This window comes from Paenibacillus validus NBRC 15382 (assembly GCF_004000985.1).
Lineage (GTDB): Bacteria > Bacillota > Bacilli > Paenibacillales > NBRC-103111 > Paenibacillus_G > Paenibacillus_G validus.
Genome location: NZ_BIMH01000012.1, coordinates 20,254 through 39,929, shown reverse-complemented (window position 1 = coordinate 39,929; position 19,676 = coordinate 20,254). Strand labels below are relative to the sequence as shown.

Below are 19,676 nucleotides of genomic sequence, written 5' to 3'. Positions count from 1 at the left end.
CGGGCGGCTGAGCCGTTTAGTCCGCTCGCTGCGTAGGCCCGGCCGACTATGTAGTTGGATTACAGAACAAATGTTCCCTTAAATTCATTTTGTCCGAAATGCCCAACCTCGCGCCCCCGTCCCGGACACACGGCAACCGCGCACCCCGCGCTCCCGTCCCGGTACGTTTTTCTTATTTTGGTTTAAATAAATGATAGTGCCCATACAGGGTTCGAGCTTACACAAGAAGGGGGATTCGAGATGGAGCTGTTTATCGATATTCTCATCCTGCTCGCTATTATTGTGGGTTCCGTCATCGTTCACCGGTTCTTGCCGGCCGTGCCGCTTCCTCTCCTTCAAGTCGTTCTCGGCTGTCTGGCCGCGTTATCGCCATTCGGCATTCACGTTCCGTTGAATCCGGAACTGTTTCTGGTGCTGTTCGTCGCGCCGCTGCTGTACCATGACGGCAGAAAAACGCCAAGGGACGAGCTATGGAAGCTCAAGGCCCCGATTCTGCTGCTGGCGCTGGGTTTGGTGTTCGCGACGGTGTTTATTGCCGGGTACGGCATACATGGTTTGATCCCTTCCATTCCGCTGCCCGCTGCCTTTGCGCTGGCGGCCATTCTCTCGCCGACCGATGCGGTGGCCGTAGGCGCCATCTCCCGCCGAGTTCATCTGCCCAAGAGCATCCTTCGTCTGCTCGAAGGGGAGGCGCTGATCAACGACGCATCCGGCATGGTCGCTTTCAAATTTGCGATAGCCGCCATGTTGACGGGCGTATTCTCCCTGTCGGCGGCGAGCTTAAGCTTCGTGTGGATGGCAATCGGAGGAACGGTGTGCGGAGCTGCTTTATCGTTCCTGATCATTCGTCTCCGGGTGCTGATCCGGCGTCTGGGCGTGGAAGAAGCGACGCTACAAACACTGCTCCAAATCGTTACGCCGTTCTTCATTTACTTGACCGCAGAGGAACTGCACGTATCCGGCATTTTGGCTGTCGTCGCGGGCGGCATCGTACATGCGATCGAGCAGGAACGCGCCGAATCCTCCATGCTCAAGCTGCAAATCGTATCGGCCAGCACCTGGTCGGTTATTTTATTGATGCTGAACGGACTGGTATTCATCATGCTCGGCCTGCACATTCCCGTCGTCACCGCTGTTACTGTTGAGAGCGGGGCTTTCGACATCAGTCGGGTGCTCTTGTATGTGGCAGTCCTTTCCACCGGGCTGTTTGCGCTCCGGTTTCTGTGGATTTATGCAGGCTGGACGGGAGCCTGGCTGCTCGGCAGCCGTAATAAGATAACCAAGCCGCAGCTGAAGCCGGCTCTGCTGACCGCTTTATCCGGCGTCCGGGGCGCGATCACGCTGGCCGCAGCGTTCTCCATTCCTTATACGCTGCAGGACGGGTCGCCCTTTCCCCAACGCGACTTGATTATTTTTATGGCGGCCGGGGTTATCGTATTCACGATGGTAACCGCAAGCTTTGTGCTGCCGGTGCTCATGAAGACAGAAGACGACGCTGCCGAAGCGGAGCAAGAGGAGATCGGACAAGCGGGCGGCATTCGAATCCTCCAGGCGACGATCCGTCTGATCCGCGAGGAACTGTCGGTTTGCAGCGAAGCGGCTGCGCTATCGGTCATCTCCGAAGAACGGGAGCGCAAAGCGCTTCGGGAGTCGGAAATCCGGCTTATCGGCATTCAGGCAGAGCGCGAGGAGGCGGGCAGCTTATTTCAGAACGAACGCATTTCCCGGGAGACGGCTTATAAGTTTGAAGAGCTGCTGAATCAGTTGGAATTGCTGTTGACACCAGGGACGCCCTTTCCGTCCGCACCCTCCCTCCGCGACATGGGATCGTTCATCTCGGGCTTGTTCGTAATCGAAGGCAGAAGCATCGCCCGGTTTATCCGACATGCGGAATCGGTGCGCTGCGCTAAAATCGACATGTACAAAGCGGCGATAGCCGCCATGAAAGAGCGCATCCGGAATGACAATCGTGAAATATCGTTATCCGTCATTGCTGAATACAGCCGCAGAGTACAGCTGTTGAGCCCCGATGCAAGCGGACAGGCAGGGCAGGAAGCCTTCAGCTTGTATCAGCCGAAGCATTGGCTGGAAGCGGTCCGCGCTCTACGGGAGGAAATCCGCGATTTGGTGGATTCGGGCAAGCTAACCCGTGAACTGGCGGGACGGCTTCTCCGTTGTCTCGATCAGGTGACGCGATCCGTCGGGGAGCATAACGACCCTTCATTTCGGCGGCAGGGAGAGGGACGGTTGTAGAAGGTGCTGATCCCGCGGGATTATGGTATTGGTTTTAGCCGGGGAGTGAAAACAGCTCCTGGCCAGCATCGAATTCGCTTGTCTCGAGAGGATGGGCAAAAGCTGAACGTGCCGGTCTACAAGCTGCTGGGCGGCAAGCGGAGAGACCGGGTTTCATTCGCAAGCTGCCTGTTCTTCTGAGGCGATGGAGCGGGAGCCACGAATGTGGCTCTTTTATATGATTTGGATACTTGGGAGATGGCCGGGAGTGTGATAGGATATAACTAAACTGCGCCTTATAAGGAAGTGGTTATGTTGACTTTGGAAGAGGTTATGAGCAAGCTAGAAGCCATGGGAACGGAACAAACGAAAAAAACGTTTTTTCGTCACGGGGCCAAAGAACCTTGCTTCGGTGTGAAGATCGGAGATTTAAAAACGTTGGTGAAGCAGGTTCGCAAGGATCAGGCGTTAGCGCTGGCGTTATACGATTCCGGTAATCATGACGCGATGTATTTGGCCGGGCTGTCGGTAAATCCGAAACAGATGGGGAAGGAACAGCTTCAGACTTGGGCCAGGCAGGCATACTGGCATATGCTTGCCGAGTATACGGTGGCGGGCGTAGCGGCGGAAAGTCCGTTCGCGCTCGATCTGGCGAGGGAATGGCTCGATTCGGACCAGGAGCTGATCGCTGCGTGCGGCTGGAGCACGTATGCGAACTACATCTCGATAACACCGGACGAGCAGCTGGATATCGCGGAAATCCGCGGTCTGCTGAAGCGGGTGCGGGAGACGATTCATGAAGAGCGTAACCGCGTGCGTTACACGATGAACGGCTTCGTTATCGTGGCAGGCACCTCGATTGCCGCTCTGCAGGAGGAAGCGAGGGAAGTGGCGGAACAAATCGGCAAGGTCCATGTGGATGTAGGTGAAACCGCTTGCAAGGTGCCGCTCGCCACGGCATACATCCGCAAAGTAGAAGCGCTGGGAAAGACCGGAATCAAGAAGAAGACTTGTATTTGTTAAACCAGGCCTTATAAATAAACCGTATAAGGGATGGTAGTTCAAGAAAGAACAGGAGCTTCAGGGAGGAGAAAACGTTGATGAACATCGTGGTACTGGACGGTTATACCTTAAATCCGGGGGATTTGAGTTGGAGTGAATGGGAGAAGCTGGGGCGCTTGGTTGTATACGACCGCACCTCTCCGGAGGAGATTGTGGATCGCGCTTATGAAGCGGAGATCTTGATTACGAACAAAACGCCGCTTTCGGCGGATACCCTGGCCCGCCTTCCCAAGCTTAAGTATATCGGCGTATTGGCGACGGGGTACAATGTTATCGATACGGAGGCTGCCCGTCAGAGGGGAATTCCCGTAACGAATGTGCCGACGTATGGCACGCAATCGGTCGCCCAATTCGTATTCGCTCTCCTGCTGGAGCTCAGTTCGCAGGTGGGGCGGCATGACGAGGCGGTGAAGCAGGGCGAGTGGTCGCGCAGTCAGGACTTCTGTTTCACCCGGTCGACGCTGGTCGAATTGTCCGGGAAGACGATGGGGCTGGTCGGGCTGGGCCGGATCGGCGGTCAAACGGCCCGGATCGCCCGGGCGCTGGACATGCGCGTGCTTGCCGCAGGCAGCGGCCGGACGACTCCGCCGCCGCATGAAGACGTCGAGTGGGTGCCGCTGGAGCGGCTGCTGGCCGAATCGGACGTCGTCAGCTTGCACTGCCCGTTAACGCCGGCTACCGAGCGCATGATCAATGCCGAGCGCATTGAATTAATGAAGCGCTCCGCCTTCCTCATCAATACTTCGCGCGGCGCGCTTATTGATGAGCAGGCGTTGGCTCAGGCTCTGCACGCCGGACGTATCGCGGGCGCTGCGCTCGATGTGTTGGCGGTCGAGCCGCCGCCGGCCGAACACCCGCTGCTTACCGCGCCGAACTGCATCATTACCCCTCACATTGCCTGGGCCACTCAAGAAGCGAGAGCCCGATTAATGGCAACGGCGGTCGACAACGTCCGATCGTTTATGAACGGGGTTACCGTGAATGCCGTCAATAACCTGGGCGGCTAGCCGGGAGGGAAGGTTCGTAAGCCTGTGCCTTGCCAATAACGGCGGCATATGAGGCCAGCTTGTCCTTTACCCAAGGATCATTTTCAGGTATGTTTGGCATAAGCCATTTTTTGAGGAGAAGAGGAGACACGTACGGCGTATGGCAACCATTAATGATGTAGCGTTAAAGGCAGGGGTTTCGGTAACGACGGTTTCGCGCGTATTGAACAATCGGGGTTATATTAGCGAAGCGACGCGGCGTAAAGTATACGAATGCATGGACGAGCTTGGCTATCGCCCCAATGAAATCGCGCGCTCGTTATTGAAGAAGCAATCGAACCTGATCGGGCTGATTCTGCCGAGCGTGTCCCATCCGTTCTTCGGTGAGCTGGCGACGCATCTGGAGTACTACGCGCATCAATACGGATTTAAGCTGCTGTTGTGCAACTCCTTGCTTGACCCGAATAAAGAGCGCGAATATATCGACATGATGAAACGAAACCGGGTCGACGGCATCATTATGGGCAGCCATACGTTGGAAGTCGGGGAATACAAGCATATAAACCGGCCTGTCGTGACCATGGATCGGCGGATCGGCGACAACATTCCATTTGTCGCTTCGGACAATTACCGCGGCGGCGAGCTGGCGACGAAATTGTTGGTCGGGAAGGGCTGCAAGAAGATCGCGCATATTTGCGGAAATTTAGAGCTTAATTTGCTTGCGAATCAAAGGAGCGAAGCGTTTAAGAACGTCGTCAACCAGAGCGGGACCGATCATGTCATGATCCAAACGGATATGAACGTGTTCGACCAAAGCCAGTACGAGCGTATTATTGAAGAGCTGCTGCAGCAGCATCCCGACATCGACGGCGTGTTTGCGACCAGCGATATCATTGCGGCTTTCGTGGTGCAAATATGCCGGCGTCTCGGGAAAGACGTGCCGCGCGACGTACGGGTCGTCGGATATGACGACGTCAACGCGGCTTCCTGGATGTTCCCCTCCTTATCTACCATAAGACAGCCGATTGAAGAGATGAGCCGATTGGCGATTGACCTTATTCAGCGGCAATTGGACGAATCCGAATTCGACTATCACAACATTCTTCCGGTCGAATTGATCGAACGGGAGTCTACGTAACCGGAATGAAGACTAGACGACTGCGCTAAGAACGGGACTACGGGGCATTGATGCTTCGTAGTTTCGTAAACCGTATGATGTCAAACGATTGACATGTCAAACCTTTGACATCTATAATGGCCCTTATATTCCCCTTGTTCAATGTGCAGGGCTCCTTAAATAAATATAAGACGCAGCGCGATCGGAAAGGATGCATAATGACCTATACCGTAGAGAAAGCAAACCGCTTTATTCGGGAAAACAAACATCAGCTGCGTTCGGACTTCAGGCTGCATTACCATTTCATGAGCGAATACGGCTGGATGAACGATCCGAACGGGTTTATCCATTATAACGGAACGTATCATTTGTTCTATCAATATTATCCGTACGAGGCCAAATGGGGGCCGATGCATTGGGGCCATGCGGTGAGCGGCGATCTGATCCGGTGGGAGCACCTGCCGGTCGCTCTCGCGCCCGATGAAGCTTATGATCAGGGAGGCTGCTTCTCCGGCAGCGCGATCGAGCATGAGGGACGTCTGTACTTGATGTATACCGGGCATGTCGAGACCGGACCGGATAAGGACCGGGACTACCGGCAAGAGCAGGCGATCGCCGTGTCGGAGGACGGGGTGACCTTCGTGAAATGGAAGGATAATCCTGTCATTGCTGCCGGGGCGATTCCGCAGGGCGTGAGCCGCCAAGATTTCCGCGATCCGAAGGTGTTCAAGCGCGGAGACGCGTATTATGCCGTGCTCGGATCGAATGACGGCGCAGGACACGGGTTGATTTTGCTGTATCGATCGGCGGATCTGGTACACTGGGAGTATGTGAACGTCATCGCGAAGAGCGATGGAACGCTGGGCGATAACTGGGAATGTCCGGATGTGTTCGCGCTCGGCTCGAAGGACGTGCTGATGATGTCGCCTCAGCGGGTGCCCGCGCAAGGGGACGATTATTGCAATTTGCATTCCACGACGTATATGGTCGGGCACTTGGATACGGACGATGGCCGCTTTCATTATGACGCGTATTATCCGATCGATTACGGCTTCGATTTCTACGCCCCGCAAACGACGATTGACGCACAAGGCCGCCGTGTTATGATCGCCTGGATGGATATGTGGGAATCGTTGATGCCGACGCAGCAAGGACATCACTGGGCGGGGGCGATGACCGTTCCGCGCGAGGTGCTGACGGACGGCGACCGTCTGGTGTTCAAGCCAGTGGACGAGATCGAAGCGTATCGGCAAGCCCCTTACGAACTTTCAGATGTTATACTGAAGGGGGAGCGGGTTCTGGAGACGCAAGGAGACCGTTATGAGCTGAAGGTTGTGATCGAGGCCAAGGGTGCGTCGGCGTTCGGAATCAAGCTGCGTACGTCCGGTCGGGAGGAAACCGTGCTGTCCTATCATGCGGAGGAGCGGCAGTTCCGCTTCAACCGCGATCGTTCAGGGATAGGACCGAAAGGGGAAAGAAAAACGTCCATCGAGCTGGAGGACGGCAAGCTTAGTTTGCGAATCTTCGTCGACGTCTCCTCTGTAGAGGTGTTCCTCGGGAAGGGGCATAAGGTGATGACCGGCCGTATTTATCCGAACGAACAGGCGCGCGGAATTGCGTTATTCTCCGAAGGCGAGTGCAGGGTCGTTTCGTTGACGAAATGGGATATCGGTTAATATTTAGGAGGGACGTTCATTGTCTATCGTGTATACGATTGGGGAAGCGCTGATTGATTTTATTCCAACGGAAAAGGGCATCGGGCTGAAGGATGTGAGCGGGTTCGAACGGGCTGCCGGCGGGGCTCCGTTCAATGTGGCGTGCGCGGTTGCGAAGCTCGGCGGCTTAAGCTCGTTTATCGGCAAATTGGGCCGCGACGCGTTCGGGGATTTCCTCGTCGAGACGATGAGCGGCATAGGCGTGGATGTGCGTCATGTGCTTCGAACCGGCGAAGCCAAGACGGGACTTGCCTTCGTCAGCTTGAGCAGCGACGGGAACCGGGATTTCTCCTTCTACCGCAATCCGAGCGCGGACATGCTGCTCGCCGCGGACGAGATCGGAGGGATTCCGTTCGGGAACGGCGACATTCTGCATTTTTGCTCGGTCGATTTGATCGAAGCGCCGGTGAAATATGCGCACCTTCAAGCGATTGAAGCGGTGAAAGCCATGGGCGGCATCGTCAGCTTCGATCCGAATGTGCGGCTGCCGTTGTGGAGCAGTCCGGAGGCGTGCCGGCGGACGATTCTGGCGTTTCTTCCGAAAGCGCACATCGTGAAGATCAGCGATGAGGAGCTAGCCTTCGTCACCGGGCTGGAGGACGAGGAACAAGCGATCGCCTCGTTGTTCACGGGCGACGTCCGGCACGTGGTCTATACGAAAGGCGCAGCCGGCGCCGTCTGGTATACGGCGGACGAACGGGTCGCCGTCCCGGGGCACTCCGTTACCGTGGCGGACACGACCGGCGCGGGAGACGCCTTCATCGGGGCGCTGCTGTATCAATTGCATACGCGCGAATTACCGGTGAACGGTCTCGAACCGGGCGTCATCCGGGAGATGCTGGCTTACGCGAATGCGGCGGGCGCGATCGCAACGACGCGTAAAGGCGCCGTATCTTCGCTGCCGGGGAACGAGGACGTGCTGCGGATGCTTGGAGGCGTGTAGCCAGGCGGCGGTCAACCTGGGCCGCCTGGCTGGAATTGCGAATCCGGGTGTACGATCGCCCGGATGCCATGGCCAGTGATCCCGCGGCATCCATGAACGGCTTCAATCCCAAGGTTTGGGCTGCGTTTTTGTTTTCCTGAGGATGCGCAGCTTCTGCCACCATTTGCGGTGCTTTTTGCTTTCTTGATACGTTCTGAGCTGCTGCATGACCAACTTGGCGCGATCTTCGCCTTGGTACTTGATTCGGATTTCCTCATAAAAGCGGTTCGGGTCCATCGTATTCGATCACCTGTTGTCCTTATAATGTGCGTAAATAGGTATGTTTTTCCTCAAGGAACGTGTGTTCTCATTATACTTCGGTTGAAGAGAGACATGCAAATGGGCGGACGCCGGACCAGCCGCGAATACGTACTGTCGAACCGCCTGCTTTCCTGCCGGGGAAGCGGGCTATTCGTATGCAAGGGGCTGCGTCCCGGTCCGTGTGCCGTATTAAGCCGGGGAGACCGGGGGAGGAAAGACAGCTCGGCCTAGTGAATACAATACCTGATAGAGGGGTACTTCCTGGGATATCGTGTTTGTTTGTGGCCAAACAAAACATCGATACGTCAGGCGGCTGCGCCTTTTTTCTGTCGCTACATACCTGTGCTGGAACAGGCTTGGCACTTCAGGGGCACGAGCATAAAAACATCACGAAGCGGAAATGTCGATCATATGATGTAATAAAGTCTGAAAATTCCAACATTTCATTAATCGCGAAAAACGGTATTCCATCATCCTGAAGGAGTAGGTGAACGTGATGGCTGACTTGTCGGTGCCGCTGTCTTTTCCCCGTTCGCGGCAGGAGCAGTTGGAATGGTTGAGACGTTGGAAGGGTCAAGCGTACATGGACGATCTCAAGCCTGAGCTGTTAAGCGACGCGGATGTATCGAGGTTGTTCCGCTCCGTTTATTTGGGCTTCCTGAAGCTGGAGGAGGCGGCGGAAGAATTGATGCTCTAAAGCCAAGAGGAAGAGAGGAGGGGACGGCATGAACCGTTCCGAACCGTTCATTCGCAAGGCGGAGCTGTACGGAGCCGCCAATTACCATCCGCTGCCGATCGTCATCACACGCGCCGAAGGCGTTTGGCTGGAGGATGCGGACGGCAGGCGTTACTTGGATATGCTGAGCGCCTACTCGGCTGTGAATCAGGGGCACCGGCATCCGAAAATTATTCAGGCGTTGACGGAGCAGGCCGGACGGGTCACGTTAACGTCGCGGGCGTTTCACCACGACCTGGCCGGAGACTGGTACGAAGCGGTATGCCGCTGGACGGGCAAAACGACCGTGCTTCCGATGAACACCGGGGCGGAGGCGGTCGAAACGGCGATCAAGGCGGCACGGCGTTGGGCGTACGAGGTCAAAGGCATTCCTGATTCGCAGGCGGAAATCATCGTGTGCCGGAACAACTTCCACGGGCGCACGATTGCCGTGACCTCCGCCTCCACCGAGCCCGCATACCGGGCGGGCTTCGGTCCGTTCACGCCAGGCTTCGTCACGGTGCCGTTCGGCGACGCCGAAGCGCTTCGGCAAGCGATAAACGAGCGAACGGCTGCTTTCCTGTTCGAGCCGATACAAGGCGAAGCCGGGATCATCATTCCGCCTGCCGGTTATTTGCGCGAGGCCGCCGCTTTATGCCGCAGTCACGGGGTGTTGACGATCGCGGACGAAATTCAGACGGGGCTCGGCCGGACAGGGAAGAAGTTCGCCTGCGACTGGGAAGACGTGCAGCCTGACGTTTACGTGCTCGGTAAAGCGCTTGGCGGCGGCGTGCTCCCGGTATCCGCCGTTGCCGGGGACCGTGAAGTGCTCGGCGTCTTCAATCCGGGCTCGCACGGCTCGACATTCGGCGGCAATCCGCTGGCCTGCGCCGTTTCGCTGGCCGCGCTGCAGGTGCTGGAGGACGAGAATCTGGCCGAACGCGCCCGGACGTCAGGCGTTTGGCTGCTGGAACGGCTCAAGCAGATCCGCTCGCCCCTGATTCGGGACGTCCGCGGTCAAGGACTGCTGATCGGGATAGAGCTTCAGGGGCCGGCCAGACCGTACTGCGAGCGCTTGATGGAAGCCGGATTGCTCTGTAAAGAAACGCACGATCGCGTCATCCGGATAGCCCCGCCGCTGACGATTCGGGAGGATGAGCTTGATTGGGCGGCAGATTGCGTAGAAGACGTATTGACGGAAAGGAGCTGACGGCGTGAATCCTTACTCCCGTAAGGGCTTGTCAAGGTTGACGGCGCTTAAGCTCATTTCCGAATGCTGGTAAGGGAGGCGCCCGTATGCTGGATCCGATGCTTCGACGAAGCGTACTGACCGTGGCGGAGCTTGCTCCGGTCCGGTGGCTCTTTGAGAAACACGGCATGAAGTTCGGCGTCGATCGATTCATTGCCGGAGAATCGCTGCCCGAGGCGCTCGCCCAAGTGAAAAGGCTGAACGAGCGCGGACTGCTGGCTACGCTCGATCTGCTGGGCGAGAACGTATCGGATGCTCGTCAGGCCGAGCAAACCGCCGCCGCCATTGCGGAGCTGTTCCCGGTCATCGAACGGCATGGGCTGCGCGCGAACGTATCCGTCAAACTGACGCAGCTCGGGTTGAAGACGGATCCTCGACTATGCTTGAAGCTCATGGAACGCATCGCAAGCGAGGCGGCCGCTTGCCGGAATTTCGTGCGGATCGATATGGAGGACTCTTCGGTCACGCAGGCGACGGTGGATTTGTTTCGCCAGCTGCGCAGCGGTTTCGGTCCGGAACGGATCGGACTCGTTCTGCAATCGTACCTGTTCCGGAGCGAGCAGGACGTCCGGGAGATCGGAACGCAAGGGACGAACCTGCGCATTGTCAAAGGCGCTTACCGCGAACCGCCCGATGTCGCGTATCGCCGTAAGCGGGAGGTGGATGCGGCCTACGTCCGTCTCGTTCGCGCCCACCTGGAGCAGGGCGGGTACGCGGCGGTGGCGACGCATGACCCGCGGATGATCGGCAGCGTGCTTGAGCTGACCGAACGACTGGCCGTTCCCCGGCATCGGTTCGAATTTCAGATGCTATACGGGATTGCCGTCGATTTGCAGCGGAGCCTGGCGGATGCCGGTTATGCCGTGCGGGTTTACACGCCGTTCGGCCGTCATTGGTACCCTTACTTTACGCGGCGCATCGCCGAGCGGCCGGCGAATTTCTGGTTCGTGGCCAAGCATTTGTTCCGGTCTTCATCCGATTATGCAGGACAGAGGTGAGCAGCATGACGAAGCTAACGGGCAGGACGCTGTCCATTATCGGGGTGCCTATGGACTTGGGAGCAAGCCGGTGCGGCGCGGACATGGGACCGACCGCGATTCGCAACGCCGGTCTGGTCAGCCGATTGGAGCAGGTTGGGCACAGCGTTAAGGATGAAGGAGACTTGGTCGTGAAACGGTGCAGCTCCTTATCCGTCCCGGGGACGGCAAGCTCCCTGCGCCATCTGGACGAAATCGCGGCAGTCAACGAACGTCTGTGCGAGGCGGTGGCGAAGGCGGCGGGAGACGGCCGCCTGCCGCTTGTGCTCGGCGGCGATCACAGCATCGCCATCGGCACGGTGGCCGGGATGTCCAGCCGCGTCGACAAGCTGGGTCTCATCTGGTTCGACGCCCATGGCGACGTGAATACCGCCGAGACTACGCCCTCCGGCAACATCCACGGGATGTCCCTGGCGGTTGCGCTCGGCTGCGGGCATCCCCGATTAACCGGGATTGGCGGCAAGACGGAGAAGGTGCAGCCGGAGCATACGGTGCTGGTCGGCGCGCGATCGCTCGACCCCGGCGAACGTGAATTTCTCAAGAAGCGGGGCATCCTTGTGTTTACGATGCGCGATATCGAGCGGCTCGGCATTGAAGAGGTCATGAAGCGGGCGATGGACCGGGCAGCGGACGGTACGGACGGCCTTCATCTGAGCCTTGACCTCGACGGGCTCGACCCGTGCGAAGCTCCGGGTGTCGGTACGCCTGTCCCCGGCGGAATCCGCTTGCGCGAGAGTTTGCTTGCGATGGAACTGCTGGCCGACGCGGGCGTGCTCCGAAGCGCCGAGTTCGTCGAGGTGAACCCGCTGCTCGATCGGCAGAACCGGACGGCTCTGGCCGCGGTTGAGCTCATCGGCGCGTTGTTCGGGGAGAAGATTTTGTGAGTGGGGGCGCTGGCGGGGGGCTCGCCGTGCGGCTGCGTTCGGGCGGGGCTTCAACGCGGCGCGCATATTTTTCAAGCCCAGGGACAAATTGTTAGTATAACATGTTCGGACCCGGTCCGAGGAAGGTGGAATACGATTGATCGCTCACGATATCGCCGCCATGCTGGACGATAGTATTCAAACGGTGGCAGGCTCGAATACGACGAATATTTTGGTCGGACCGATACGGCTGCCGGTCGAGTTGGACGGGGAAACGGTCCTGTTTCAGTGGTACTGCTGGCTTCCGGTTCATGATCCGGCGGCAGCCCGAATATGCCGGGAACAGGCGGATACGGAGCAATTGATCGGACGTCTCTCTTCCTTTAACTTGGCGGAGAAGCAGCAGTCCAGCGTGCTGGTGTACGGTGATTTTGCCGGCGCCGAGCGGGCGCTCATCCGCATGCACAGCATTTGTCACACCGGTGACATTTTTGGCAGCAAGCGCTGCGATTGCGGGTTTCAATTGCATGAATCGATGAAGATGATCGTACGGCACGGAACGGGCGCGCTATGTTACTTGGCTAATCATGAGGGGCGGGGCATCGGCTTATTCAGCAAGGCGATGGCCTACATTTTGCAGGAGAAAGGTCTTGATACCGTGGAAGCCAACCTGGAGCTCGGCTTCAAGGACGATGCGCGCAATTATGACGACGCGATCAGCATCCTTCGATTTTTGCGGCAAAAGCCGGTGACATTGATCACGAACAACCCGAAGAAGCTGGAAGCGCTCAAGGCTTCGGGCATGAACGTCGAAGACCGAATTCCGTTGTGGGGTGACATTTCGCCGTATAACGAAAAATATTTGCAAACCAAAGTGGCGCGTTCCGGCCATTGGAGAAGCGGCGCGGGGTGTCCGAATGAAGATGACTAGCCGGTGTCCGAAAGTCAAATCTTTTTGCCGTCCGCCGGCGCATATAACGAATGGAAGAAGTAAACAGTGCCCTTCGCGCCTTCATCTAAGGCGGCGAAGGGTATTTTTATATGTCGAAACGAAGCGGGGACCCTTCCGGCTTTTCCATTCACGATGGAGCTCATGATTTGGCGAAAAATCGGATTTCTACATGATAAATGTGGAAACATGCATAAAATTTGGAAAATTATCGAAAAAAAGAAGGGATTTTTATCCTAAATGTGGAATTAAATGCTAATCAAAGCTGCCAATCGCATAGGCTTTCCTACTTGGGTCGCATACGATTGGGGTCAAGCGCAGGGAAATCAAGCTTGACCGAATAGGATGTCAAACGGTGTAAGCCGCTATGCATCCGTTCCTCCCGGGGTCGCTCAGCCCGGCGGACCACAAGCATGAGTCGCGCATGGATGCAGGCAGAGCGAGCGCCTGCCCGCCTATTCCGGCTTCCGAGTTTAAGCCTGCCTGCATTTCCCCAGTAAGGCATTATAGAGACAGAGGAGAAGAGAGCGATGCGAGTTACTCAAGTACTGGCGGCAAATTTTAAAAAATGGGGAGTCGACCATATTTTCGGCATTCCTGGTAAACCCATATCCCCGATTATGTTGGATTTTGATGCGGAAGGCATCGAGTTCGTCTTGACCCGGCACGAGTCGGGAGCGGGGTTCGCGGCATCCGGCTACGCCATGATGAATCGGACGTTGGGTGTGGCCGTCGGCACGTCAGGGCCGGGCGGAACGAATTTATTGACGGCGGCCGGACAAGCGAAGGCGTATCATGTCCCCTTGTTGATCCTGACCGGACAACCTTCGGCGGAAGACTCGGGAAAGGCGATGGGACAAGACTCGAGTCTATTCGGTACGGATCTGGTGAAAATGTTCGAACCCGTCACGCTTTTCAGCGCACGAGTGGAGCGTGCGGATTTGGTGCAGCGGTATGTGCAGCATGCGATTGAGAAAGCTTGCTCCGGCATAAAAGGTCCCGCGCATTTGTGCATTCCTTTCGACATCTTGACAGCGTCCATCGAACCGTTCTCCATTCCCTTGCCGACGCACATCCCGAAGCTGATCTCGCCGAATCTCGATGATGCGATCGAGCTCATCGGAAACGCGCGGAAGCCGGTTCTCCTGCTTGGCAAAGGCGTCATGGCGGCGAACGCGTATGAGGAGGTGCGCACGCTGGCCGAAAGCTTCCGGCTCCCGGTCATCTTAAGTCCGGGCGGCAAAGGAGCGTTCCCGACCTCGCACCCGCTTTGCCTCGGCAACTTCGGTTTAGGCGGTACGGAAGCCGCGCGGCAGTATTTGAAATCGGGTGTGGATCTGATGATCGTCGTCGGCAGCAAATTGAGCGATATGACCTTGTCCGGGTTCACCCCGGAGATGATGCCGCAGCAGGTGATCCACTTCGATTGCGATGCGACCTTCGTCGGCAAGGCGCTGCCGGTCAAGACGTGCCTTGTGCTGGGTGACGCCAAGGAAAACTTGCAGCGTATGAACGCGCGGTTGAAGAAAGGCGCCGGATTCATCGAGCTGGAGCATACGGCGGCGCAAGCGGCAGCCGCGGCAACGGCCGGAGAGGTCGAGGAAACGCCTCTAAGCGATGCGGAGGCCGGCGTGTTGTCGGCGGTTGACGCCGTTCGTGCGTTGCGCGACGCTTTGCCCTCCGATGCTATCGTTTTTGGCGACGACGGCAGCCATACGTTCTACGCGCTTCAGCATTTCGCTGTCGAGCAAGCCGGGACCTTTGTGTTCGATGACGTGTTCGGCGCGATGGGCCATGCGATCGGTTATGCGATCGGCGCGAAAGCGGCTGCTCCGGACCGCACCGTCGTGTGTTTAACGGGGGACGGCTGCATCATGATGCACGGCACCGAAGTGTCTACGGCAGCCAATCACCGGCTCCCCGTTATCTTCGTCGTACTGAACAACGGAAGGCTGGACATGGTCGATAAAGGGATGTCTTACAATACCGGTCGCAGCGTGGGGGCGATTTATACGGCGCCGCTTGATGCGGTGATGTTTGCGCAGTCCTTGGGAGCGGCCGGCCACCGGTGCTTCGACGCCGATCAGGTGCGAACGGCTGTTACCGTAGCTTTGCGGCATAACGGACCGACGGTTATCGAGATCATGGTCGATCCGTTGGAAATTCCGCCGATTTTAACCCGATTGTTAACGTTAGACTAATGCATGCCATCAAGGAGGAGCTGTCTATGAGCGAAGATCGTTATTTACAAGGCAAACAAGTCATGTCCAAGCTTACCGGACTGGAACAGTTTCCGCCGCTTGAAGCGATTCGCGGCTTTTACCCGGCGTTCGAGGAGCTCATTGTCATGAACGGTTTCGGCGACATCTATACGAGACCTGCGCTGGACGAGAAGCAGCGGGAGCTGATTACGCTATCGTCGCTCGTTACGCAAGGCGCGGTCGATCAGCTGGACTTTCATGTCCATGCGGCGTTGAACGTCGGGGTACGGCCGGTGGACATCGTGGAGCTTCTCATGCATTGCTCCGCTTACGTGGGGTTCCCGAAAGCGATCGGCGCGCTGCAGGTCGTCATGAGGATTTATCAAGAGCGGGGCGTGAGTGTGGAAACGGAAGCGCGCGCGTAACCTGCGGAGTGCAGCCAAGAAGAACCGCCCGTGTTTGAACTGCTACCCTCTATGTAGACATGGCATTAAAAAGCCGAAAAAGTCTACCTAGGGGGTTGTTTTTTCATGTCCAAAAAAGGATCCATCCATCGTAAACATTCGCAGGAGTTTAAAGTAAGGCTTGTGGAGCAGCATCTTAAAGAAGGCATATCCATAGAAATACTGGCTGTCCAGCACCAATTAGAACCAAGGCTTATCCGTAGTTGGAGGACAATCTATATCGAGCATGGTGCGAGCGGCTTACAGCCTAAAGCGAAGGGCAGACCTAAGGGAACGCCTGCTATTGGCAGACCTAAAACGACCTTCACTTCCGAGATGGAACGATTACAGTACGAGAACGCGAAACTAAAATTGGAGATCGCACAATTAAAAAAGCTCCAAAATCGCTCTTTTTGGTGGAAAGCAGTCTTTGGAGTGGACGTATGACAAGCTCAAGATCGTTCCTGTCGCTGACTTCAAGTTCCAAAATCTCATTGTTGTAGAGATCAACGAAGACAGACAAGTATTGAACGGTACCGCGACTATACAAGTATGTAACATCGGTAACGATCTTTTCCATGGGGCGTGTAGCAGTAAAGTTCCGATTCAGGACATTACCGACGGAATGATGCTCCGTTCCTACTCTGTGCTTTTGCTTTTTTCGAAGCCTTGCCTGAATTCCTAGCCGCTGCATGGCCTTGAGTACACGTTATTTACTTGTCCACCAGCCATCCTTGCGAAGTCGATCCGTGACACGCCTGTAGCTAAAGCTTGGTCGGATGGAGTGAACCGCCTCCCCGTCGAAAGCTTCTTTGGTTGGTTTAAGAATGAGCTGTACATAGACTACCGCCCTGGGAGTCCTGAGGAACTACGGGAGGCTGTGTATGTTCATGCGCTCTTTCACAATAACGAAAGGCCTCAATCTAGATTAAAAAACAACGCACCCATTCCCTACAGGAAGGAGTGCGCTTAGCGGCTTTAATATCTCTGTCTACAAAAACTTGACCAGTTCAGAGCGGACGGTTCTTCTTGGCGTATACAAGCGTGCGTAAACCTATGCAGCTTTACTTGCTGTACGGAGGCTGCGCTGAGGGCAGCGGAAGCACGACGGTCATCGTCGTCCCGACATATTTCGTAGAGGTGATATCGATCGTGCCGCCATGGTTTTCGATAATGCGGTAGCTGACGGACAGCCCGAGCCCAAGCCCGTTCTCCTTGGTGGAAAAGAAAGGATGCAATATTTGCTTCAGCTCGTTCTCGGTTAACCCGATACCGTTATCTTCGATTCGAATCCGCACATGCTTATCGTCGCGTTCGATGCTGACTTGGATCGTACCTTTCTCGTGTAAAGCTTCCAGGGCATTTTGCAATATATTAATGAGCACTTGTTTGATTTGCGCGGGGTCGGCATGCAGGTAGATCGGTTGACCGCTTAGGGGGTATTGAACGTAAGCGTTTTTCATAATAAACTGGCTTTCCATGAAATGCAGCGTATCTTCGACGAGGGATTGAATATCGATCTGCTTGCGGTCGGGTACGCTGGGCTTGGCCATCAGCACAAATTGCGAAACGAGGTCGTTTAATCCGAGCAGCTCGCTGTACACCATATCGATATACAGCTTTTCTTTCTCCGGGGGGACAGCGCCTGATTTGAACATCTTGATAAATCCGATAATGGACGTGAGCGGATTGCGGATTTCGTGGGCGAGTCCGGCCGCCAGCTTGCCGATGGCGGAATATTTCTCGGCGGCGATAATTTGCTTCTCGAGCATATGGCGCTCGGTAATGTCGCGAAACTGCGCGCACATGCCTTTGGTCCGGCGGTGCTCGTCATAAATGATATAACTGTCGAATTGGCAGACGAGTCCGCCGTTCAGCGGATTGCCGAACGTAATTTCCACATTTTCAAAGGATTTGCCGTGCTGCAGCACTTCAAACATATATCGGCCGAACGGATCGATGTCGAACACGGAGCAGCCGATCAGATCGGCCTTCGCGCTTTGCGTAATTTGTTCGATGAACGGGCTGGATTCCGTAATGCGGCCGTAAACGTCGGTAATGATGATCCCGTAGCGCATATTTTCGATTAATATGCGGTTGAGCAGGTCGAGCTGACGATTATTTTTGATCAGCAGGATCTCCCGTTCGATCGAATCGACAATGTTGCTGAGCAGCGTCAAATAAATCGGGTTGTTCTGCTCCAGAGTAGTCAATAACGAAATCGTTCCCGAAAGCGGGAATATGCTGCAGAAATGAAACGGGACGCTGTAACAAGCCGATTGATGAAGCGCCTGATGGTAGTGCTCTTCCCCGATAATGGCCACCGGCGCGTCGACCTGTAAGGCAAGATGTACCGAATTCGTGCCCATATCTTCTTCGCTGTATTGAATGCCCTTGATGATGCCGAGATCCATGACGGTTTTCTTAATTAACTGGTCGCCGTACATTTCAAGAATAAATCCTTGCTCGTCGGTTAGAACGAGAAGGATCGGGGTGTGCGACAACAAGTGGATGACCCGCCCGGCAAAGAGGCTCATGACGGACAGCAGCTCGTCATATTTCATGCGTCGGTTATATAGTTCACGAGCTGACAGTTTCTTGGAAGGGGATGGAATAAGAGCAGGATTTAATCCGATTTGTTTACAGCGTTCTTGAGATTCCAGTATGGCGTCCATCACATTGTTACTCATTCTTGTCTTTACTCCTGTTCATTTATTCCATAATATGGGTTACCTGTTATATTATATATCGAGATAGTTGAAAAATATGTCAGTTAATGTCGTATCGATAAATATTGTTTGGATGTGAAGTCCGACGAATACGCGCTTGAAAGCAGCGGGAAGGACACCCGCCCGCAGGCGGTTGGCCCGGGAAAATGCGGATCGGCAGGGGGCTGCGCTTGTCCCCTCGCTTGTCCCCTCAGCCCATCCCAAGTATGATGAGAGCAAACGGGATGCCGTTAATGAACATCTGCTGGTTGAAACGGAGGAGGTCATGAAGATGGGCAAGGAGAACCTTGATGCCAAACGGCCCGTAGCGCTCGTCACAGGGGCTTCCAGCGGGTTCGGCCTGCTCGTTTCGGTGACGCTGGCGCGCCGGGGATATCGGGTCGTCGCCACGATGCGTAACGTGGCAGCCCGCGAACATCTGCTGGAACGGGCGGTGCGGGACGGCGTAGGGGAGCTGATCGAAACGATGCCGCTTGACGTGACCAAGCCGGAATCGATTGAGCTGGCCGTCGCTGCCGTAACGGAGCGGTACGGGCGGATCGACGCGCTGGTGAACAACGCCGGCATGGCCGTCGGCGGGTTCGTCGAGGATGTGCCGATGGAGCGGTTCCGCGAGCAGCTGGAGACGAACTTCTTCGGTTTGGTCGCCGTCACGAAAGCGGTGCTGCCGCATATGCGAGAGCGCCGTTCCGGCTGTATCGTCAATGTAAGCAGCATCAGCGGCCGTTCGGCTTTCCCGGGATACTCGGCTTATGCCGCGTCCAAGTTCGCGGTCGAAGGGTTCAGCGAATCGCTGCGATTGGAGATGAGACCGTACGGCGTACGCGTCGTCCTGATCGAGCCGGGCGCTTACCGCACTGCGATTTGGCAGAAAGGCTTTGATACGATCTGCACGTCAGCCACGTCTCCCTACCGCGAGCCGCTCGCGCGCGTCCTGCGTTATTCGCGGCAGGCCGCGCAAGCGGCGCCCGACCCCCGGGAAGTGGCCGATCGGATCGCCGGGGTGGTTGCTTTGTCCAACCCGAGTTTGCGGTACCCGCTTGGCAGGGGCGCCAAAATCGCGCTGCGGGCGAAAGCGCTGCTGCCATGGAACTTGTACGAGCGCGTGCTGCTCCGTATATTGAACTGACTTTGG

Annotated in this window: 19 protein-coding genes; 17 read left to right on the top strand and 2 right to left on the bottom strand. The window is 56.3% G+C overall.

The window, feature by feature from the left end; translation table 11 throughout:
- Positions 1-240: 240 nt before the first annotated feature.
- The 7 genes from PVA01S_RS10665 (at position 241) to PVA01S_RS10635 (ending at position 8,055) form a co-directional block, all read left to right on the top strand.
- Positions 241-2,253, top strand: coding sequence for a Na+/H+ antiporter (locus PVA01S_RS10665; protein WP_127607452.1), 2,013 nt, complete (start codon positions 241-243; stop codon positions 2,251-2,253).
- A gap of 45 nt (positions 2,254-2,298) precedes the next feature.
- Positions 2,299-2,433, top strand: a complete 135-nt coding sequence (locus PVA01S_RS27500; RefSeq protein ID WP_280531815.1) for a hypothetical protein — start codon at positions 2,299-2,301, stop codon at positions 2,431-2,433.
- 114 nt (positions 2,434-2,547) lie between these two features.
- Positions 2,548-3,255, top strand: a complete 708-nt coding sequence (locus PVA01S_RS10655) for a DNA alkylation repair protein (protein WP_127607588.1) — start codon at positions 2,548-2,550, stop codon at positions 3,253-3,255.
- A 77-nt stretch (positions 3,256-3,332) separates the two neighbouring features.
- Positions 3,333-4,301: a D-2-hydroxyacid dehydrogenase gene (locus tag PVA01S_RS10650; RefSeq protein ID WP_054797943.1), complete on the top strand. Its 969-nt coding sequence runs from the start codon at positions 3,333-3,335 to the stop codon at positions 4,299-4,301.
- A 139-nt stretch (positions 4,302-4,440) separates the two neighbouring features.
- The gene (locus tag PVA01S_RS10645) at positions 4,441-5,418 is read left to right on the top strand and encodes a LacI family DNA-binding transcriptional regulator (protein WP_127607450.1); all 978 of its coding nucleotides are present in this window, start codon (positions 4,441-4,443) and stop codon (positions 5,416-5,418) included.
- A gap of 197 nt (positions 5,419-5,615) precedes the next feature.
- Positions 5,616-7,073, top strand: a complete 1,458-nt coding sequence (locus PVA01S_RS10640; protein ID WP_127607448.1) for a glycoside hydrolase family 32 protein — start codon at positions 5,616-5,618, stop codon at positions 7,071-7,073.
- A gap of 19 nt (positions 7,074-7,092) precedes the next feature.
- Positions 7,093-8,055: a carbohydrate kinase family protein gene (locus tag PVA01S_RS10635; protein WP_127607446.1), complete on the top strand. Its 963-nt coding sequence runs from the start codon at positions 7,093-7,095 to the stop codon at positions 8,053-8,055.
- 102 nt (positions 8,056-8,157) lie between these two features.
- Here the strand turns inward: PVA01S_RS10635 and PVA01S_RS26580 are convergent, their stop codons facing one another.
- Complete coding sequence (locus tag PVA01S_RS26580; protein WP_155613858.1) at positions 8,158-8,331, bottom strand: hypothetical protein; 174 nt, start codon at positions 8,329-8,331, stop codon at positions 8,158-8,160.
- Positions 8,332-8,848: 517 nt separating this feature from the next.
- Here PVA01S_RS26580 and PVA01S_RS10630 point away from each other — a divergent pair.
- The 9 genes from PVA01S_RS10630 to PVA01S_RS27710 all read left to right on the top strand — a co-directional run bounded on the left by PVA01S_RS10630 (position 8,849) and on the right by PVA01S_RS27710 (position 16,785).
- A complete protein-coding gene (locus tag PVA01S_RS10630) occupies positions 8,849-9,052 on the top strand; it encodes a hypothetical protein (protein ID WP_127607444.1) in 204 nt (67 codons plus the stop codon).
- A 28-nt stretch (positions 9,053-9,080) separates the two neighbouring features.
- Positions 9,081-10,280: an ornithine--oxo-acid transaminase gene (locus PVA01S_RS10625; protein WP_054800353.1), complete on the top strand. Its 1,200-nt coding sequence runs from the start codon at positions 9,081-9,083 to the stop codon at positions 10,278-10,280.
- A gap of 86 nt (positions 10,281-10,366) precedes the next feature.
- Positions 10,367-11,317 (top strand): proline dehydrogenase family protein, encoded by a 951-nt coding sequence (locus tag PVA01S_RS10620; RefSeq protein WP_230875907.1) that lies wholly within the window; start codon positions 10,367-10,369, stop codon positions 11,315-11,317.
- A gap of 5 nt (positions 11,318-11,322) precedes the next feature.
- The gene (gene rocF, locus PVA01S_RS10615; RefSeq protein WP_127607442.1) at positions 11,323-12,240 is read left to right on the top strand and encodes an arginase; all 918 of its coding nucleotides are present in this window, start codon (positions 11,323-11,325) and stop codon (positions 12,238-12,240) included.
- Positions 12,241-12,400: 160 nt separating this feature from the next.
- A complete protein-coding gene (locus tag PVA01S_RS10610) occupies positions 12,401-13,150 on the top strand; it encodes a GTP cyclohydrolase II (protein WP_372813497.1) in 750 nt (249 codons plus the stop codon).
- A gap of 548 nt (positions 13,151-13,698) precedes the next feature.
- Positions 13,699-15,369: a thiamine pyrophosphate-binding protein gene (locus PVA01S_RS10605; protein ID WP_127607438.1), complete on the top strand. Its 1,671-nt coding sequence runs from the start codon at positions 13,699-13,701 to the stop codon at positions 15,367-15,369.
- A 26-nt stretch (positions 15,370-15,395) separates the two neighbouring features.
- Positions 15,396-15,794 (top strand): carboxymuconolactone decarboxylase family protein, encoded by a 399-nt coding sequence (locus PVA01S_RS10600; RefSeq protein WP_054797939.1) that lies wholly within the window; start codon positions 15,396-15,398, stop codon positions 15,792-15,794.
- Positions 15,795-15,899: 105 nt separating this feature from the next.
- On the top strand, positions 15,900-16,259 hold the full coding sequence (locus PVA01S_RS10595; protein WP_127607436.1) for a transposase: 360 nt from the start codon (positions 15,900-15,902) through the stop codon (positions 16,257-16,259).
- A 337-nt stretch (positions 16,260-16,596) separates the two neighbouring features.
- Positions 16,597-16,785 carry an IS3 family transposase gene (locus PVA01S_RS27710; RefSeq protein ID WP_164751793.1) on the top strand — a complete coding sequence of 63 codons (189 nt, stop codon included), beginning with the start codon at positions 16,597-16,599 and terminating at the stop codon, positions 16,783-16,785.
- A gap of 91 nt (positions 16,786-16,876) precedes the next feature.
- Here the strand turns inward: PVA01S_RS27710 and PVA01S_RS10585 are convergent, their stop codons facing one another.
- Entirely contained in the window at positions 16,877-18,502 is a 1,626-nt protein-coding gene (locus PVA01S_RS10585; RefSeq protein WP_127607434.1) for an ATP-binding protein, read from the bottom strand.
- A gap of 310 nt (positions 18,503-18,812) precedes the next feature.
- On the opposite strand from PVA01S_RS10585, the gene PVA01S_RS10580 reads away from it, so the two are divergent.
- Positions 18,813-19,670, top strand: coding sequence for an SDR family oxidoreductase (locus PVA01S_RS10580; RefSeq protein ID WP_397375990.1), 858 nt, complete (start codon positions 18,813-18,815; stop codon positions 19,668-19,670).
- The last annotated feature ends 6 nt before the right edge of the window (positions 19,671-19,676 follow it).

What these genes read in the sequence shown, in the direction of transcription:
- PVA01S_RS10665 (WP_127607452.1), top strand. Translation starts at nt 241, where the DNA reads ATGGAGCTGTTTATCGATATTCTCATCCTGCTCGCTATTATTGTGGGT.
- PVA01S_RS10650 (WP_054797943.1), top strand. Translation starts at nt 3,333, where the DNA reads ATGAACATCGTGGTACTGGACGGTTATACCTTAAATCCGGGGGATTTG.
- PVA01S_RS10645 (WP_127607450.1), top strand. Translation starts at nt 4,441, where the DNA reads ATGGCAACCATTAATGATGTAGCGTTAAAGGCAGGGGTTTCGGTAACG.
- PVA01S_RS10640 (WP_127607448.1), top strand. Translation starts at nt 5,616, where the DNA reads ATGACCTATACCGTAGAGAAAGCAAACCGCTTTATTCGGGAAAACAAA.
- PVA01S_RS26580 (WP_155613858.1), bottom strand. Translation starts at nt 8,331, where the DNA reads ATGGACCCGAACCGCTTTTATGAGGAAATCCGAATCAAGTACCAAGGC.
- PVA01S_RS10625 (WP_054800353.1), top strand. Translation starts at nt 9,081, where the DNA reads ATGAACCGTTCCGAACCGTTCATTCGCAAGGCGGAGCTGTACGGAGCC.
- PVA01S_RS10620 (WP_230875907.1), top strand. Translation starts at nt 10,367, where the DNA reads ATGCTGGATCCGATGCTTCGACGAAGCGTACTGACCGTGGCGGAGCTT.
- rocF (WP_127607442.1), top strand. Translation starts at nt 11,323, where the DNA reads ATGACGAAGCTAACGGGCAGGACGCTGTCCATTATCGGGGTGCCTATG.
- PVA01S_RS10610 (WP_372813497.1), top strand. Translation starts at nt 12,401, where the DNA reads ATGCTGGACGATAGTATTCAAACGGTGGCAGGCTCGAATACGACGAAT.
- PVA01S_RS10605 (WP_127607438.1), top strand. Translation starts at nt 13,699, where the DNA reads ATGCGAGTTACTCAAGTACTGGCGGCAAATTTTAAAAAATGGGGAGTC.
- PVA01S_RS10600 (WP_054797939.1), top strand. Translation starts at nt 15,396, where the DNA reads ATGAGCGAAGATCGTTATTTACAAGGCAAACAAGTCATGTCCAAGCTT.
- PVA01S_RS10595 (WP_127607436.1), top strand. Translation starts at nt 15,900, where the DNA reads ATGTCCAAAAAAGGATCCATCCATCGTAAACATTCGCAGGAGTTTAAA.
- PVA01S_RS10585 (WP_127607434.1), bottom strand. Translation starts at nt 18,502, where the DNA reads ATGAGTAACAATGTGATGGACGCCATACTGGAATCTCAAGAACGCTGT.
- PVA01S_RS10580 (WP_397375990.1), top strand. Translation starts at nt 18,813, where the DNA reads ATGGGCAAGGAGAACCTTGATGCCAAACGGCCCGTAGCGCTCGTCACA.